Origin of the sequence: Curtobacterium sp. MCBD17_040 (assembly GCF_003234805.2) — a bacterium.
Lineage (GTDB): Bacteria > Actinomycetota > Actinomycetes > Actinomycetales > Microbacteriaceae > Curtobacterium.
On the sequence record NZ_CP126273.1, the window covers coordinates 2479858 to 2495891 of the forward strand.

The window sequence follows — 16034 nt, forward strand, 5'->3', positions numbered from 1 at the left end:
CGCGCACGGAGTCCACCTCGCCCCGCGTCAGACCCCACCGGTCGACAACGCAGGAACACCGAGCCGGGAGGCACGGCACACCCCCGCCGCGCACCAGGACTCCTGAATTGTCACCCCCGCCCTGGAGGCCCCACCTCCGCCGCCAGGGCCGCACAGCCGCGAGTCCCAGCTCCGGCCCAGAACCTCGCGGCCGAGGCCGCGCCTCGCCTGAAGGTCGCGCCTCGCGCACGGAGTCCACCTCGCCCCGCGTCAGACCCCATCGGTCGACAACGCAGGAACACCGAGCCGGGAGGCACGGCACACCCCCACCGCGCACCAGGACTCCTGAATTGTCACCGCTGGTCACTCGTCACCGCGCTGGTTCGGGGCGCCGCTGCTTCGGGGCGCCGCTGGTTCTGGGCGCCGCTGCTTCGGGGCGCCGCTGGTCAGCGCTCACCGCTGGTGCGGGGCGCGGCGCCGCTGGTGCGGGGCGCGGCGCCGCTGGTGCGGGGCGCGGCGGGCGGACCGCCGCGCCGCGCCCCGCACCGCGGACAGCTCACGCTGCGAGCCGCCGCCGACGCGCCGTGAATCGCCGCTCAGGCGTGCGCGACGGCCGCGCCACGGCGCTCGCCCCGCCGCACGATCGGCCCGACGATCGCGCGCCAGCCGAGCAGGAACACCCCGAGGACCACACTGGCCACGATGAAGAACGACACGGGCAACGGATTCCCGTGCTCGACGCCCTGCCCCGCGGTGACCCGGATCGCCATGCCGACGAGCACGGTGAGGATCCAGGCCACGACACCGGTCGGCCACAGCGCCAGCGGCCGGGACCACGCCCCGCTCGTGACGTAGGCGATCGCCCAGCCCGCGAGGAACGGGTAGGCCGTGATCCACAGCGTCACGGGCGTGGCCCCCTCGCCGTGCGAGAGCCGTCCGATGAGCGCGAAGACGACGACGAGGACGACGTCGATCACGGCCGCGAGCCAGCCGAAGGTGCGTGTGGTCACGAAGCCATTGTCGCGCACCGACTCGTGGACCGACACCGAGCGGCGGTCGGCACCCCGATCCGGGCTGGCCCGATGACAGCCACGATCAGAACAGGCCGCCGCGCGGGGGCGTGCCCGGCACGTCGAGCCCGCGGAACATGTCGGACACCAGGGCCTCGATCTGCGGTTCCACCAGGCGCTCGATGGCCTCGGCGATGCGGTCGCGGTGTTCCACGAGCGCGAGGCACACCGCCGTCCCGGTGGCCCGAGCGCACTCGTCCGACAGCGCGATCTCGTGGTGCAACGCGGCCTTGGCCTCGTCCGACAGCGGTTCCCGTGGCGAGGTCGCCTGGGCTCCGGTGCCGGTGAGTTCGGCGAGCGTGAACAGGAACGGCGAGCCGGGCTCGGGCTCCGGGTCGACGTCGAGACCCTGGAACTCCGGCGACAGTCCGTCGGCCGGCTGGTACCCCGCGGACCGCTTCCGTGCGTCGGAGCGGTCGAGTTCACGCTTGAGCAGCGGCAGGTTCTTGGCCGTGTAGTCGTCCACGGCGTCGTCGATGATGGTCGAGACCCGACCGATCAGCGCGTGCTGGACCGGATGCGGCACGTCCGGACCGAACCCCGCCGCGGTCGCGATCGGGGACCCCACGCAGCGCCGGCAGATGCGCGTCCGGGGCCGGGCCGACCCGATCTGCCACCGCGGCAACCAGCGGAGCCAGACGTCGACCGCGGTCCGCACGCGCCCGTCGATCCCGTCCACCCCTCAAGGGTACGGTCGGGAGGCCCGGTGCGCCCCCGTCCCGCACCGAACGGTGCAGAACCCATCTCTGTGCAGGACCGCAGCGCGAGCCTGCGAGCCCGCAGGATCAAGCTGCTTCGGTGACGAAGTCGATCAACTCCTCGACCCGGCCGAGCAACGCCGGCTCCAGGTCGGCGTACGTCCGCACCTGCCCGAGGATCCGCTGCCACGCGTGCGCGATGTCGGCCTGGGACTCGTGGGGCCACCCGAGCGCGTCGCAGATGCCGTGCTTCCACTCGATCGACCGCGGGATCGTCGGCCACTCGCGCAGTCCGAGTCGCGCCGGCTTCACCGACTGCCACACGTCCACGTAGGGGTGCCCCACCACGAGGACGTGCCGACCCCACTTGCCCCGCATCACGGCATCGGCGAACCGAGACTCCTTCGACCCGGGCACGAGGTGGTCGACGAGGACCCCGACGCGGCGTCCACGCTCGGGCCGGAACTCCTCGAGGACGTCGGCGAGGTTGTCCACCCCCGACAGGTACTCGACGACGACGCCCTCGACGCGGAGGTCCGCGCCCCACACCTTCTCGACGAGTTCCGCGTCGTGGCGGCCCTCCACCATGATCCGGGAGGGCAGGGCGACCCGCGCCCGCTGTGGTCCCACCGCGAAGCTGCCGGACGCGGTGCGTGCCCGGCCGGTGGCGGTCCCGGTGCCGGGCGCCGCGCCTCCCGGCCGGTTCGCGGCGCGCCCGCCGATCGGCGCGGCGGGACGCCCGAGCCGCACGAGCTCCCCCTCGAGCAGGAACTGCCCCGTCGCGGGGAACGAGCGCGTGCGCCCCTTCCAGTCCTCGAGCTCGACGAGACCGGCCTCGAGCCGGACGACCGCGCCCGCCCACCCCGACGCGGGGTCCTCGAGCACCATGTCCCGTTCGAGCGGGACCTCCCGCACCGTCTTCCGTCCCTGTGCTCGCCAGTCCCCGGCGAGCACGTCGGAGCCGTAGCGGTCGTCGCCGGATCCCGATTGCACCCGCCGAGGGTAACGTCGAGGCATCCCCTCCCCGGCCCGGCGGCGCGGTGCGTCGTGGTGCCGGGAGCATCCACCCCACCCCGAGAGGCCACCCCATGCGTGCCACCGTCATCCACGCCGCCCGCGACATCCGCGTCGAGGACCGCGACGACCCCACCATCATCGAGCCGGGCGACGTCGTCGTCCGGGTCGTCGCCGCCTGCGTCTGCGGCTCCGACCTGTGGCCGTACCGCGGCGTCCGCCCGGTCGAGCCGCACACGATCGGCCACGAGTTCGTGGGCACCGTCACCGAGGTCGGCGACGCGGTCACGACCATCGCCCCCGGCGACTTCGTCATCGCGCCGTTCACGACGAACGACGGGACCTGCCAGGCGTGCCGCCACGGCATCACGTCGAGCTGCGAACACGGTTCGGTGTTCGGCGGCAAGCAGGACCCCTACGGCCACCCGATGGGTGGCGCCCAGGCCGAGATCGTGCGGGTCCCCGACGCGGAGGCGACCCTCGTGGTCGTCCCCGGCCCCGTCGACGACGCACTCGTGCCCTCGCTCCTCACCCTCTCGGACGTCTTCTCGACCGGGCACCACGCCGCGGTCTCCGCTGGGGTCGGCCCCGGCAAGACGGTCGTGGTGGTCGGCGACGGCGCGGTCGGCCTGTGCGCCGTGCTCGCGGCCGCCCGGCTCGGCGCCGACCGCATCATCGCGATGAGCCGCCACGAGGATCGCCAGCGGATCGCGCGCGAGTTCGGTGCGACGGACATCGTCGCCACCCGCGGTGACGAGGGCATCGACGAGGTCCGCGCCCTGCTCGGCGGCGAGCTCGCCGACTGCGCCCTGGAGGCCGTGGGCACCAAGGAGAGCATGGACCAGGCGCTGCGCGTGGTGCGGCCCGGCGGCGCCGTCGGGTACGTCGGCGTTCCCGCGGGTGGCCCGGAGCTCCCGATGTCGTTCCTGTTCGGCAAGAACATCACCGTCGCCGGTGGGGTCGCCCCGGTGCGCGCCTACCTGCCGGAGCTGCTGCCCGACGTGCTCTCGCGCGCCGTCGACCCGGGGCGCGTGTTCGACCTGGAACTGCCCCTCGAGGAGGCCGCCGAGGCCTACGCGGCGATGGACGAGCGCCGCGCCGTCAAGGTGCTGCTCCGCCCGTAGCGGCGGTGCGTGGGCCGGGAGCGCGGGCGGTGGTCAGCCACCCGGCCCACGCGACGCGGCGGTGACGCCGACGCCGCGCTCATCGCGTTCCGCCGCTCGTCGCGCTCATCGCGTTCCGCCGCTCGTCGCGCTCGTCGCTCGTCGCTCGTCGCTCTCGTCGCGCTCGTCGCGCTCAGGCGTCGTGCACGGCGAGCAGGCGATGGGGTGCCGCTTCAACCACGTGCCACGGCGTCCCCTCGGGCAGGACGCCGCGCAACTCGCCCGCGGTGTAGCTCCGACGGATCGAGCGCAGCCCGTCGACGCGGACGAAGGTCCCGGCGGCCACCGGTACGACCCCGAGCGCGTACGCGCGGTAGGCCGCCGCCGAGCGTCGGATGTCGCTGTGCACGACCCGGCGCGTCGCGAGCGTCACCGAGTCCGCGAGGAACGCCGCCCGTGCCGCGTCGTCGAGGTGGTGCAGGACGTGGTTCGACACCACCACGTCGAACCGCTCCCCCGCCGCGACGAGGTCCTCGCTCGACGCCCGCCGGAAGACCACGCCGTCGGTGGTCGTCCGCTCCGCCGCCCGGATCGCCCGGGGGTCGGGGTCGATGCCGACGACCTCGACGCGATGTCCGGAGGCGTGCGCCCACCTCGCGATCGAGCGCGCCACGTCGCCGCCGCCGCATCCGAGGTCGAGCACGCGCGCGGGCCGCTCGACCGGGAGGACCGGCCGCACGAACCGCCGCCAGACCCCGCGCCAGCCGCCGACGAGCGGATTGACGATCGCGAAGCGCCGGAAGGTCCGGTCGAGGGCACGAGGGTCGCACGCGGGGTCGTCCATGACCTCGGCGAGGTCCGTCGCTCGGACGCTGAGGTCCGGACGCAGGGGCTCGCCGAAGACGCGCGCGCCCCGCCGGTGCTGCAGATCCGGGCCTGTCCCGACCGCCGCGTTCACGCTCGCACGACCTCGAGCGCTGCCGTCTCCACCGTCAGTCCCGGGCCGAACGCGAGGGCGACGACGCGGCTGCCGGGCTCCGCCCCGTCCTGCAGGATGCGGTCGAGCACGAACAAGACGGTGCCGCTCGACATGTTCCCGTGCTCGGCCAGCACGCGACGGGAGGCGTCGATCGCCATCGCGGGCAGCTGCAGTTCGTCCTCGACCCGGTCGAGGATGGCCCGGCCGCCCGGATGCACCGCCCAGAGCGGTACCGACGTCGCGTCGTCACACTCGATCGCCGCGAGGACCGGCGCCACGGCCTCTGCCACGTGCTGCTCGATGAGGTGGGGCACGGCCGAGGACAACACCATCTCGAAGCCCTCGTCGCCGATGTTCCACGCCATGTCGCCGGCTCCCTCCGGGATCACCGACGACGCGAACGCGTCGAGCCGCAGGGCCAGGGGCGCGTCGGGGTCCGGCTCCGCGGTGAACCGCGCGTCCGGGAGGTCCGGTGTCACGACCGCCGCGGCCGCTCCGTCACCGAACACGCTGTTGGCGACGATCTGGTCCGGGTCGTCGGAGGCCCGGATGTGCAGGGTGCACAGCTCCGCGCACACGACGAGCACGACGGCGTCGGGGTCCTCGGCGCAGAACGCCGCCGCGGTCCGGAGTGCCGGGAACGCGGCGTAGCAGCCCATGAACCCGATGTGGTGGCGGAACACCCCCGGTCGCATGCCGAGTTCCGTCGCCACGGCGAGGTCCGGGCCCGGCTGCGTGAACCCCGTGCAGGACACCGTGACGACGTGGGTGACCTGGTCGGCCGCGATGTCCGCCTTCGAGAGCGCGTCGGCGGCAGCGGCGACGAACAACGGGAGCGCGGTCTCGCGGTAGCGGTCGTTGCGGAACCGGGTCGACGGTGAGCGGATGACGCCGTGCTCATCGACGAAGTCGCTCGCGCCCTCGTGGAGGAGTTCGGAGAGCACGGTGTGCCGCTGGTCGACCGCCGAGGCACCGAACGCAGCCCCGACGATGCGCTGTCCGAGCCGACTCAACGCCGGCTGCGCCGCGAACAGCCCCTGCACCGCCCGCTGGTCGAGGGTGGTGGGCGGGACGGCCGTACCGACGGCGCGGATGATTGCGGGCACGATTCATCCTGCCACCGGCCCCCGCGCGCCGCCCAGGCGCGATGCACCCCGTGGTCGTCATGCGATCCGGGAACGTCGGATCGGGGCCGACCACGGGGTCACGCCTCGTGGCGGCGGGACGACGATCTCGGCCGTACCGCCGGGCAGCGCGAGGTCAGGCCTGCGCGCGCTCCAACACCAGCTCACGGACACGGGCGGCGTCCGCCTGACCCTTCATCGCCTTCATGACGGCGCCGATGATCGCACCGGCGGCCTGCACCTTGCCGTCGCGGATCTTGCCCAGGACGTCCGGCTGGGCACCGAGCGCCTGGTCGATCGCGGCGATGAGCGCGGTGTCGTCCGACACGACCTTCAGGCCGCGGGACTCGACGACCTCGGCCGGCGACCCCTCGCCGGCGATGACGCCCTCGAGCACCTGACGGGCGAGCCGGTCCGTGAGGTCCCCGGTGTCGACGAGCGCGATGAGTTCGGCCACCTGTGTGGGCGACACGAGATCGGCCGGAGCGGCGTCCTGGGCGTTGGCGATGCGGCTGATCTCGCCCGTCCACCACTTCCGGGCGGACTGCGGTTGCGCGCCGGCGGCGACGGTCTCCTCGACCTCGACGAGCAGACCGCCGTTCACGACGTCCTGGAACTCCAGGTCCGCGAACCCCCATTCGGCCTTGAGACGACGACGGCGCGCCGCCGGGGCTTCCGGAAGGGCCGCGCGGAGTTCCTCGATGAGCTCGGGCGCGGGCACCACGGGCAGCAGATCGGGCTCGGGGAAGTAGCGGTAGTCGTCAGCGTCGGACTTCGGACGCCCCGCCGAGGTACGGCCGGTGTCCTCGTGCCAGTGGCGGGTCTCTTGCGTGATCGTCCCGCCGTTGGCGAGGATCGCGGCCTGCCGCTGGATCTCGTAACGCACCGCACGCTCGACCGCGCGGAACGAGTTGACGTTCTTCGTCTCGGTGCGCGTCCCCAGGCGCTCCTGCCCGCGAGGGCGCAGCGACACGTTCGCGTCGCACCGCAGGTTCCCGCGCTCCATCCGCGCCTCGGACACCCCGAGCGCCCGGACGACGTCGCGGATGGTCTGCACGTAGGCGGCACCGAGCTCGGGCGCGCGGTGCTCCGCCCCGAAGATGGGACGCGTGACGATCTCGACGAGCGGCACGCCCGCTCGGTTGTAGTCGACCAGGGAGTACTCGGCGCCCTGGATGCGGCCCGTGGCCCCACCGACGTGCGTCAGCTTGCCGGCGTCCTCTTCCATGTGGGCACGCTCGATCGGCACCGTGAACATGGTGCCGTCGGCGAGCTCGACCTCGACCGACCCGTCGAACGCGATGGGCTCGTCGTACTGGGAGATCTGGTAGTTCTTCGCCAGGTCCGGGTAGAAGTAGTTCTTCCGGGCGAAGCGCGAGGACTCGGCGATCGAGCAGCCGAGCGCCAGACCGAGGCTGATCGAGTAGCGGATCGCCTGCTCGTTCACGACCGGGAGCGACCCGGGCAGCCCGAGGTCGACCGGCGTGATGTTGGTGTTCGGCTCGCCGCCGAAGAAGTTCGGCGCGTCGGAGAACATCTTGGTCTTCGTCGCGAGCTCGACGTGGACCTCGAACCCGAGCACGGGCTCGAAGCGCTCGATCGCCTCGTCGAAGTCCATGAGTGCGTCCTTGGCCATCAGATCACGCCTTCTTCCGCTGCCGACTGCTGAGTCTCGTCGAGGTCGGGGACCTGCGAGATGAGGGTGCGCCCCCACGAGTCCTCGAGCAGACGCTCGAGCGCCGCGCCGTACCGGTAGAGGCGGGCGTCCTGACGCGCGGGTGCCATGAGCTGCACGCCCGTGGGCAGGCCGTCCTCGGGTGCCAACCCCATGGGGATGCTCATGCCCGGGATCCCGGCGAGGTTCGCGGGGATCGTCGTGAGGTCGTTGAGGTACATCGCGAGCGGGTCGTCGATCTTCTCGCCGAGGGGGAACGCCGTGGTGGGCGCACTGGGGCTGACGAGCAGGTCGACCTGTTCGAAGGCGCGGTCGAAGTCACGCTGCACGAGCGTGCGGACCTTCTGCGCGCTGCCGTAGTACGCGTCGTAGTAGCCGGCGCTCAGGGCGTACGTGCCGAGGATGATGCGGCGCTTGACCTCCGGACCGAAGCCGGCCTCGCGCGTCGCCGCCATGACGTCCTCGACCGTGCCACCGGCCGCGGGCGTGACGCGCATGCCGAACCGGACCGAGTCGAACTTGGCGAGGTTCGACGAGGCCTCGGCCGGGAGGATCAGGTAGTACGCGCTGATCGCGTACGCGAAGCTCGGCGCGTCGATCTCGACCACCGTGGCCCCGGCCGACTCGAGCAGGGCGACGGTCTCGGTGAAGCGCTGCGTGACGCCGGCCTGGAAGCCGTCGCCACCGAGCTCCTTCACGACGCCGATACGGACCCCGGCCAGGGTGCCGTCCTGGAGACCGGAGCGAGCGGCGTCCGCGAAGGACGGCCAGGCGTCGGTGAGGGACGTCGAGTCGCGCGGGTCGTGTCCGCCGATGACGTCGTGCACGAGCGCGGCGTCGAGCACCGTCCGTGACACGGGCCCCACCTGGTCCAGTGAGGACGCGAGCGCGATCGCACCGTAGCGGCTCACGCCGCCGTACGTCGGCTTGACACCGACCGTTCCGGTCACCGCACCCGGCTGGCGGATCGATCCACCCGTGTCGCTGCCGAGCGCGACCGGTGCCTCGTACGCGGCGACGGCCGCTGCGGAGCCGCCCCCCGAGCCTCCCGGGATGCGGTCGAGGTCCCACGGGTTGCGCGTGGGACCGTACGCCGAGAACTCGGTCGACGATCCCATGGCGAACTCGTCCATGTTGGTCTTGCCGAGCGGGACCATGCCCGCCTGGCGGAGCCGGGCGACGACCGTGGCGTCGTACGGCGGCACCCAGCCTTCGAGGATCCGCGAGCCGGAGGTCGTGGGCATGTCCTGCGTGCAGAGGACGTCCTTGATGGCGATGGGCACCCCGGCGAGCGGGCCGAGGACGTCACCCGCGGCGCGTCGAGCGTCCACGGCCTGGGCCACGGCGAGCGCGGACTCGTTGACGTGGAGGAACGCGTGCACGTCGGTGTCGACGGCGGCGATGCGGTCCAGGTGGGCCTGGGTGACCTCGACGCTCGACAGGTCGCGGGAGACGAGCGCGTCGGCGAGCGCCGCCGCGGTCATCCCGGTGATCTCGGCGCTCACTGTTCCTCTCCCAGGATCGCGGTGACCCGGAACCGGGAGCCGTCAGAGTCCGGCGCACCCGCGAGGGCCTGCTCCTGCGTCAGCGTCTGGCCGACCTCGTCCGGTCGGAACACGTTCTGCAGCGGGATCGGGTGACTGGTCGAGGGCACGTCGGGCGTTGCGACCTCGCTCACCTTGGCGACGCTCTCGACGATCTGCGAGAGCTCCCCGGTCAGGCGGCTGATCTCGTCCGGCGTGAGTGCGATGCGGGCGAGGTGCGCCAGATGCGCGACCTGCTCGCTCGTGATGTCAGGCATGGTGCTCCGTCGATCGGTTCGTGGGATGCCGACCAGTCTAGAGCGGCGGCGTCCGCCAACCGGGCCGCCGGGTCACTTGCCGGTGGACGGGGCCGGGATCGTCGCCGTGGTGGAGGACGAGCCGGACCGGGCGGTCGACTTCGGGGAGGTCGACCCGACCATCGTGGGGTCGGGCGTCGGCAGGGCATCGCCGCCGTACTTCTGGTCGAGCGTCGTCATCATGGTCCGACCGACGCCGAACTTGGCGCTGTAGCCGGTGGTCCCTGCGAGCATCGGGACGTTCGCGAGCCCGACCGCCCCCTTCACGTTGCCGATCCAGGTCGCGTTCGTGTACTTCGTCGTCGAGGTGACGAGCCAGTTCTGCACGTCGGCGTCGGTCGTGCCGGTCTTGGCGAACTTCGGGGTGCTGTCGCCGGGGTTCGCCGAGGCCGCGGTGCCGCTGCCCTGCAGGACGCCCTGCAACGCGTAGTCGACCGTGGCGGCGACCTGCGCGGAGACACCGCGGGTGCACGTCGTCGGGGTCGGCGCGATCGACTTGCCGTTCGCCTGCGTCACCTTGTCGATCGCGACCGGCGTGCAGAACACCCCGCCGTTCGCGAACCCGGCGTAGGCGCTCGCCAGGGTGAGCGGCGAGAGCTCGTTGACGCCGAGGATCATCGACGGCCCCTCGAACAGTCCGCTCGCACCGTTCGCCTTGTGGATGCCCATCGCCTCGGCGAGCTTCGCGATCTGGCACAGGTCGAGCTGCTTGCCCATCGCGGCGAACGCGGTGTTGATCGACTCCGCCGTCGCGAGCATGACGCTCATCGACGCCGGGACCGCCTCGGCGTTCGCGACGGGCCAGGGGGCACCCGCGATGTTCTCGCACGTGTTCGTGAACTCCGCGGTCGGGTAGGTGTGCTCCGTCGTGTTCACGTACTGGTTCAAGGTGTGCCCGGACGCGAGCCACTCGGCGAGCGTGAACACCTTGAACGTGGAGCCCGTCTGGAACCCGGTGGAACCGCCGTACGCCTGGTCGGTGCTGTAGTTCACCGAGGTCGAGCCCGGAGGCGCCGCATCCGACTGGTTGAAGCTCGTGTTCTGCACCATCGACAGCACGCGACCGGTCCCGGGCTGGATGGTGACGTTCGAACCACCGATGTGGACGTAGGTCATCGTCGACGGCACGTAGGTCGAGAGCGCGGACTGCGCCGTCGCCTGCAGATCCAGGTCGAGCGACGTGTAGATCTTCAGGCCCTTGGTGTCGAGGGTGGTGATCCGGTCGGCCTCGGTGGTGCCGAAGGCGCTGTCGTGGAGCACGACGTTCCGCACGTAGTCGCAGAAGTACCCGGCGTCGTACTGCACCGCTGCGGCGCACCCGTTCGTCGTCGCGGTGATCTTCGGCGTGATCGGGGCCGCGATCGCCGCGTCGCGCTGCTGCTTCGTGATGTCGTGGTGCACGTACATGCGCTTGAGCACGTAGTCGCGGCGCGCCTTGGTGAGCGCGTACCCGTTCGCCGAGCCGTTGTCCGTGTCGGCCGGTTCGTCGATCCGGAGGTTCGCCGGGTTGTTGAGGATCGCGACGAGCGTCGCCGACTGCTCCAGGTTCAACTGCGCGGCCGTGACCCCGAAGTAGTACTCGGCACCGGCCTCCACGCCGTACACACGACCGCCGAGCCCGACGATGTTGAGGTACCCGGTGAGGATCTGTGACTTCGAGTACTTCTTGTTCACGGCGATCGCGTACCGCATCTCCTGCAGCTTCCGCTGCGGGGACACCTCGGTGACGTGCTGGTAGCAGGAGTCGATCTTCGACTGCGTCCCGAGCTGCTCGCACTGCTGGACGAGGACGTTCTTGACGTACTGCTGGGTGATCGACGACCCGCCCTGGACGTCCTTGCCGAGGGCGGTCGACGCCGCACCGCGGAGCGTGCCGACGACGTCGATCCCGCCCTCGGTGGCGAACCGCGGGTCTTCGGTGTCGATCGCGGCCTGCTTCACCGTGGTGGCGATCGCCGAGTCCTTGACGATCACGCGGTTCTCCGCGAAGAACGACGCGATCGCGACGTCCTGGCCGCCCTTCTTGGCGTAGATCGTCGAGACCTGCTGCGGCGTCGAGATGTCGAGGTAGCTCGGCAGGTCCTCGAAGAACTCAGCGGCGGACGACACCCCCTGCCCGGCGAGCGCGACGCCCGGCGTGACCGCGACGGCGACGAGGACGCCCGCCACGACCGCCATGACGACGAAGAGGAGGAACGCTCCAGGCCACCGCACGACACGCATGTGATGACGGTACGGACTACCGCTGTACCCGGGCCGCTGCGACTCGCCCCGAATCTGCGTGGATGCTCAGGCCCAGCGGGTCAATCGCGCAGCTGGACGTCCTGCGGACGCACGAGCAGCAGGTCGGGGGACTCCGGCCCGCCACCACCACCACCACCGCCGCTCCCGCTGCCGTCCGCAGCGGTGCCAGCGACCGCACCTTCCGCGGTCAGCACGGTCCGCCCCGACGGGTCCGTGCCCGTGACGAGGTCGGAGCGGCCGACCGCGATGAGCGCGACGTCGTGGATGGATGCCGTCCCGGGCACGAGGTACTCGTTGTGGCCGTACGGGCGCCGGAACACCTCCTCGTCCTCACGGTGATCGACCCCGCCGCGCAGGTCGAGCACGGTCGACCCGAACCCGGGGGCCGCCGGATCGGTGCCGAAGTACCCGGTTCCCGCCACCGGATCCCAGTGTGCGGCGCCGACGAACACCTGCCCCGCCGGCACGGCCAGCTCGGACGCGCGGGTGACCGCGCTGCCCGGCGACCCGAGCACGGTCAGGCTGTCGACGTGGATGCGCCCCGACGACAAGGCCAGCAGGGCGGTCGTCGACCCGTACGAGTGCGCGACGACGGACACCCGCACCGGATCCGCCGTCCTGGTCGCGTCGATGCCCTCCACCACCCGCTCGAGACGCACGGCCCCGGCCCGGGCCAGTCCCACCGACAACACGTTCGTCAGGTCCGGCGTGCGGTAGCCGAGCCACGCGACGACCGCCACACCGCCCCGGCCACCACGAGCGAGGGGTGTCAGGGTCGCCTGCTCGCGGTACAGGTCCGCGCCCGTCGCGGTCCAGTCGGTGAACTGCCCGGAGACGGTGAAGAACATCCCGGGCACCATCACCGTCACGTCCGAAGCGGTCGTGAGGTCGCCCATCGCGATCGCCGCCCGCCCGGACCCCCGAGGATCGAGGGTCAGGAGCTGCTTCGGCGGGTCCTCCGGCCCCCGTACGAGCGCGGTCCGCACCTGCTCGAGCATCCGGAGGCGGGACGCCGACCCGGAGTCCGGGGCACGCGCGCTCCGGAGGTCCTCCCCCAGCACCCGCCGGTTCGCCCGGTCACGCACCGGGTACGGGACGCCCTCGAGGTTCCCCACCGCCTGCGGGGCGGACGTGACCAACCGGTGTCGGGCCTCCCGGCCGAGTCCGGACCACCACCGCGCGACGTCGCCGGCGTCCGGCGGGGCGTCGAGCACCGTTCGCATGACCGGCCCCGCCAGGCGGGCGGCGTGCCGCAGCGTCGCGTCCGACGCCGACGACAGTCCCGTCAGCAGCGCACGGCCGTGCAGGTCGTCGAGCCGCTCCGCCCGGGAGGCCCGGTGCACGCCCGTCGCGTCCGGCGCCGCCGCCTCCCGCGGGGCCGTCGCGACGACCACCTCCGCAGCTGGGCTCGACGCGGCCGCGGGCAGCGGCGTGGCCTCGATCACTCCGAGTGAGTGCACCGAGGCGGTGAGCAGTGCTGCGACGAGGAACAGCAGAGCGGTCTCCCCTGGGAAGGCCTGCCCGTCGCCGCCCTGTCGACGACGGGTGATGCACGCACCATCCTACGGACGTCCTCGTCGTCCGGTCCGGGCGACGTGTGTCGCTCTCGCTCCGGACGATCACGCGTCCGGATGATCAGGCGTCGCCGAACCGGTTTCGCCGATGCTGCGTCACTCGCTCGGGGTCGCCTCCGTCGCCGGAGCGCTCTCCTCCGTCGCCGGAGCGCTCTCCTCCGTCGCCGGAGCGATGTCGGCCGCCGCGATGTCCTCCGGGTCGCCTGCCGTGACGTCGTCTTGGTCGCCGTCCACAGAGCGCTCGTCCGGCTCCAGCGCCGCGGGGCCCTCACGCACGAGCACCGCGAACTGGGCCGCGTCGATGATCCGCAGTCCGAGCTGTTCCGCCTTCGTCAGCTTCGAGCCGGCGCCGGGCCCAGCAGCCACGAAGTCGGTCTTCTTGCTCACGCTCGACGCCGCCTTGCCGCCCGCGGCGATGATCGCCTCCTGGGCGCCCTCGCGCGTGAACCCCTCGAGCGAGCCCGTCGCGACCACCGTGATGCCGGACAGCACGCCGCCCTCCACCGCCGCGCCGCCGGGGCCCGGGTGGTCGGGCGTCGTGAACTGCACGCCGGCCGCCGTCCAGCGCTCGATGATCTCGCGGTGCCAGTCGACCTCGAACCACTCGAGGAGCGCGTCCGCGATGATCCCGCCGACGCCGTCCACGGCCGCGAGCTCGTCGCGCGACGCCGACCGGATGGCGTCGAGGGACCCGAAGTGTGACGCGAGCGCTCGGGCCGCGACCGGACCCACGTGGCGGATGCTCAGCCCCACGAGGATGCGCCAGAGCGGCTTCGTCTTCGCCGCGTCGATGTTCCGCAGCATCTCGAACGCGTTCTTCGACGGGTACCGCCCCGGCTCTCCCCGGTAGTCCGCTCCGCGAGCCTCCGGGTCGAACGGCGGATCGGTCTTCTTGCGCGCGCGACTGAAGGGCGTCACTCGCTTCGGCACGGCCTGGCCGGTGGCATCGGTGTCGTCCTCGAGTCGCACCATGCCCGTTTCGGCGTCGCGCACGATGACCTCGATCGGGACGATGTCCTCCATCGTCAGGTCGAACAGCCCCGCTTCGGTCACCAACGGCGGTGTCTCGGGGAACAGGGGCTGCGTCAGCGCCGCCGCCGCGACTTCGCCGAGCCCCTCGATGTCGAGCGAACCCCGCGATGCGATGTGCTCCACACGACCGCGGACCTGCGCCGGGCAGCTCCGCGCGTTCGGGCAACGGAGGTCGATGTCGCCCTCCTTCGCCGGCCGGAGCTCCGTGCCGCACTCCGGGCACCGCGTCGGCATGACGAACTCGCGTTCGGAGCCGTCGCGGAGCTCGACGACGGGCCCGAGGACCTCGGGGATGACGTCGCCGGCCTTCCGCAGCACGACGGTGTCCCCGATGAGGACGCCCTTCGCCTTCACCACCTGCTGGTTGTGCAGCGTCGCCTGCCGGACCACCGACCCGGCGACCTCGGCCGGCGCCATCGCGGCGAACGGCGTGGCACGGCCGGTGCGTCCGACACTCACGACGATGTCGAGCAGCTTCGTGTGGACCTCTTCCGGCGGGTACTTGTAGGCGGTCGCCCACCGGGGCGCGCGCGAGGTCGCCCCGAGCTCCTCGTGCAGCGCGAGGTCGTCGACCTTGACGACGATGCCGTCGATCTGGTGCTCGACGCTCGCGCGGCGCTCCCCGTAGTCCCGCACGAACCCGATGACCTCGTCGATCGTGTCGAACACGCGGTAGTGGCTGCTCGTCGGCAGCCCCCAGCCGCGGAGCAGGTCGTAGACCTCGGACTGCGCCCGCACTTCGGTGTCGCGCTCGAGCTCCCGGACCGGCCAGGCGCCGATCCCGTGCACGAGCATCCGCAGCCGCCGGAGGCGGTCGACCATGAGCGCCCGCTTCGCCGGGGACTTGCCCTCTTCCTTCTGACGGAGCGAACCGGCCGCTGCGTTCCGCGGGTTGGCGAACACGCGCTCGCCGGCCTCGCGCTGCCGCGCGTTGAGCTCGTCGAACTCGGCGACGGGGAAGAAGATCTCGCCTCGGACCTCCACAATCGGTGGATGTCCGGACCCCGCGAGGCGCTTGGGGATGGTGCCCATCGTCAGGACGTTGCCGGTGACGTCCTCGCCCACCACGCCGTCGCCCCGGGTCGCCGCCGTGACGAGTCGGCCGTGTTCGTACCGGAGGTTGATCGCGAGCCCGTCGATCTTCAGCTCGGTGAGGAACCGGACCCGCTCGGCACCGGCGTCACGCTCCACCTTGACGGCCCACTCGGTCAGTTCCTCCGGGCTGAAGACGTTGTCGAGGCTCAGCATGCGCTCGGCGTGCTCGACGGGCGCGAACTGCGTCGTCTCAGCCCGGCCGCCGACCGTCTGGGTGGGGCTGTCCGCCGTCAGGAGTTCGGGGAACCGCTGTTCGATCGCGTCGAGACGCCGGACCATCGCGTCGTACTCGGCGTCCGTGACGGTCGAGGCGTTCTGCTCGTAGTACGCGTCCCGGAGCTCCGCGATCCGGGTCCGGAGGCGGTCGGTCTCCTCACGCGCCTGATGGCCGTCGAGGTCCCCGACGTCGATGGTCTCGAACGTCTCCTCGACGGCGGGTGCGGCGTCCGCGGGCTCGGTGCTCATGGTCCAGTTCTACCGGTCGCCACCGACGCGGGGACGCCCGGCGGGGCCTCCCTCCGGGCGGCGTCGAGTCCCCGGGCTGCGACGCCTGCCGCGCTCGTCACCCCTCCATCCGTCGGCCCCTCCACGCCGCCGACCCCGTCGA

12 protein-coding genes are annotated in these 16034 nt (G+C 72.2%); 1 reads left to right on the forward strand and 11 read right to left on the reverse strand.

Annotated features, from left to right (window positions below; genetic code table 11):
• Nucleotides 1–575: 575 nt before the first annotated feature.
• The 3 genes from DEI94_RS11630 to DEI94_RS11640 form a co-directional block, all read right to left on the reverse strand.
• Nucleotides 576–989, reverse strand: a complete 414-nt coding sequence (locus DEI94_RS11630) for a DUF3054 domain-containing protein (protein WP_111027714.1) — start codon at nucleotides 987–989, stop codon at nucleotides 576–578.
• Between the two features lie 85 nt (nucleotides 990–1074).
• A complete protein-coding gene (locus DEI94_RS11635) occupies nucleotides 1075–1728 on the reverse strand; it encodes a spermidine/putrescine ABC transporter substrate-binding protein (RefSeq protein ID WP_181435257.1) in 654 nt (217 codons plus the stop codon).
• 106 nt (nucleotides 1729–1834) lie between these two features.
• Nucleotides 1835–2740 (reverse strand): DUF3097 domain-containing protein, encoded by a 906-nt coding sequence (locus tag DEI94_RS11640; RefSeq protein ID WP_258372350.1) that lies wholly within the window; start codon nucleotides 2738–2740, stop codon nucleotides 1835–1837.
• Nucleotides 2741–2835: 95 nt separating this feature from the next.
• Between DEI94_RS11640 and DEI94_RS11645 the strand changes: the two genes are divergently transcribed.
• A complete protein-coding gene (locus tag DEI94_RS11645; protein WP_111011573.1) occupies nucleotides 2836–3885 on the forward strand; it encodes a zinc-binding dehydrogenase in 1050 nt (349 codons plus the stop codon).
• Nucleotides 3886–4057: 172 nt separating this feature from the next.
• On the opposite strand, the gene DEI94_RS11650 is transcribed toward DEI94_RS11645, so the two are convergent.
• The 8 genes from DEI94_RS11650 to ligA form a co-directional block, all read right to left on the reverse strand.
• Nucleotides 4058–4822 carry a methyltransferase domain-containing protein gene (locus DEI94_RS11650; protein WP_258370182.1) on the reverse strand — a complete coding sequence of 255 codons (765 nt, stop codon included), beginning with the start codon at nucleotides 4820–4822 and terminating at the stop codon, nucleotides 4058–4060.
• Entirely contained in the window at nucleotides 4819–5949 is a 1131-nt protein-coding gene (locus DEI94_RS11655; RefSeq protein ID WP_111011574.1) for a type III polyketide synthase, read from the reverse strand. Before DEI94_RS11655 ends, DEI94_RS11650 begins: the two co-directional genes overlap by 4 nt.
• A 154-nt stretch (nucleotides 5950–6103) precedes the next feature.
• On the reverse strand, nucleotides 6104–7603 hold the full coding sequence (gene gatB, locus DEI94_RS11660) for an Asp-tRNA(Asn)/Glu-tRNA(Gln) amidotransferase subunit GatB (protein ID WP_111013616.1): 1500 nt from the start codon (nucleotides 7601–7603) through the stop codon (nucleotides 6104–6106).
• Nucleotides 7603–9126, reverse strand: coding sequence for an Asp-tRNA(Asn)/Glu-tRNA(Gln) amidotransferase subunit GatA (gene gatA / locus DEI94_RS11665; protein WP_111027715.1), 1524 nt, complete (start codon nucleotides 9124–9126; stop codon nucleotides 7603–7605). The genes gatB and gatA overlap by 1 nt, the downstream gene beginning before the upstream one ends.
• 17 nt (nucleotides 9127–9143) lie before the next feature.
• Nucleotides 9144–9443, reverse strand: coding sequence for an Asp-tRNA(Asn)/Glu-tRNA(Gln) amidotransferase subunit GatC (gene gatC / locus DEI94_RS11670; protein ID WP_111011576.1), 300 nt, complete (start codon nucleotides 9441–9443; stop codon nucleotides 9144–9146).
• Nucleotides 9444–9515: 72 nt separating this feature from the next.
• On the reverse strand, nucleotides 9516–11705 hold the full coding sequence (locus DEI94_RS11675) for a transglycosylase domain-containing protein (RefSeq protein ID WP_111027707.1): 2190 nt from the start codon (nucleotides 11703–11705) through the stop codon (nucleotides 9516–9518).
• Nucleotides 11706–11785: 80 nt separating this feature from the next.
• Nucleotides 11786–13186 carry an alpha/beta hydrolase gene (locus DEI94_RS11680; RefSeq protein ID WP_146249581.1) on the reverse strand — a complete coding sequence of 467 codons (1401 nt, stop codon included), beginning with the start codon at nucleotides 13184–13186 and terminating at the stop codon, nucleotides 11786–11788.
• A gap of 210 nt (nucleotides 13187–13396) precedes the next feature.
• Nucleotides 13397–15892, reverse strand: a complete 2496-nt coding sequence (ligA, locus tag DEI94_RS11685) for an NAD-dependent DNA ligase LigA (protein ID WP_111027709.1) — start codon at nucleotides 15890–15892, stop codon at nucleotides 13397–13399.
• Between the last annotated feature and the right edge of the window lie 142 nt (nucleotides 15893–16034).

Excerpts from the sequence above, each read along its gene's own strand:
- gatA (WP_111027715.1), bottom strand. The coding sequence starts at position 9,126 with ATGACCGCGGCGGCGCTCGCCGACGCGCTCGTCTCCCGCGACCTGTCG.
- gatC (WP_111011576.1), bottom strand. The coding sequence starts at position 9,443 with ATGCCTGACATCACGAGCGAGCAGGTCGCGCATCTGGCGCACCTCGCC.
- ligA (WP_111027709.1), bottom strand. The coding sequence starts at position 15,892 with ATGAGCACCGAGCCCGCGGACGCCGCACCCGCCGTCGAGGAGACGTTC.
- DEI94_RS11675 (WP_111027707.1), bottom strand. The coding sequence starts at position 11,705 with ATGCGTGTCGTGCGGTGGCCTGGAGCGTTCCTCCTCTTCGTCGTCATG.
- DEI94_RS11645 (WP_111011573.1), top strand. The coding sequence starts at position 2,836 with ATGCGTGCCACCGTCATCCACGCCGCCCGCGACATCCGCGTCGAGGAC.
- gatB (WP_111013616.1), bottom strand. The coding sequence starts at position 7,603 with ATGGCCAAGGACGCACTCATGGACTTCGACGAGGCGATCGAGCGCTTC.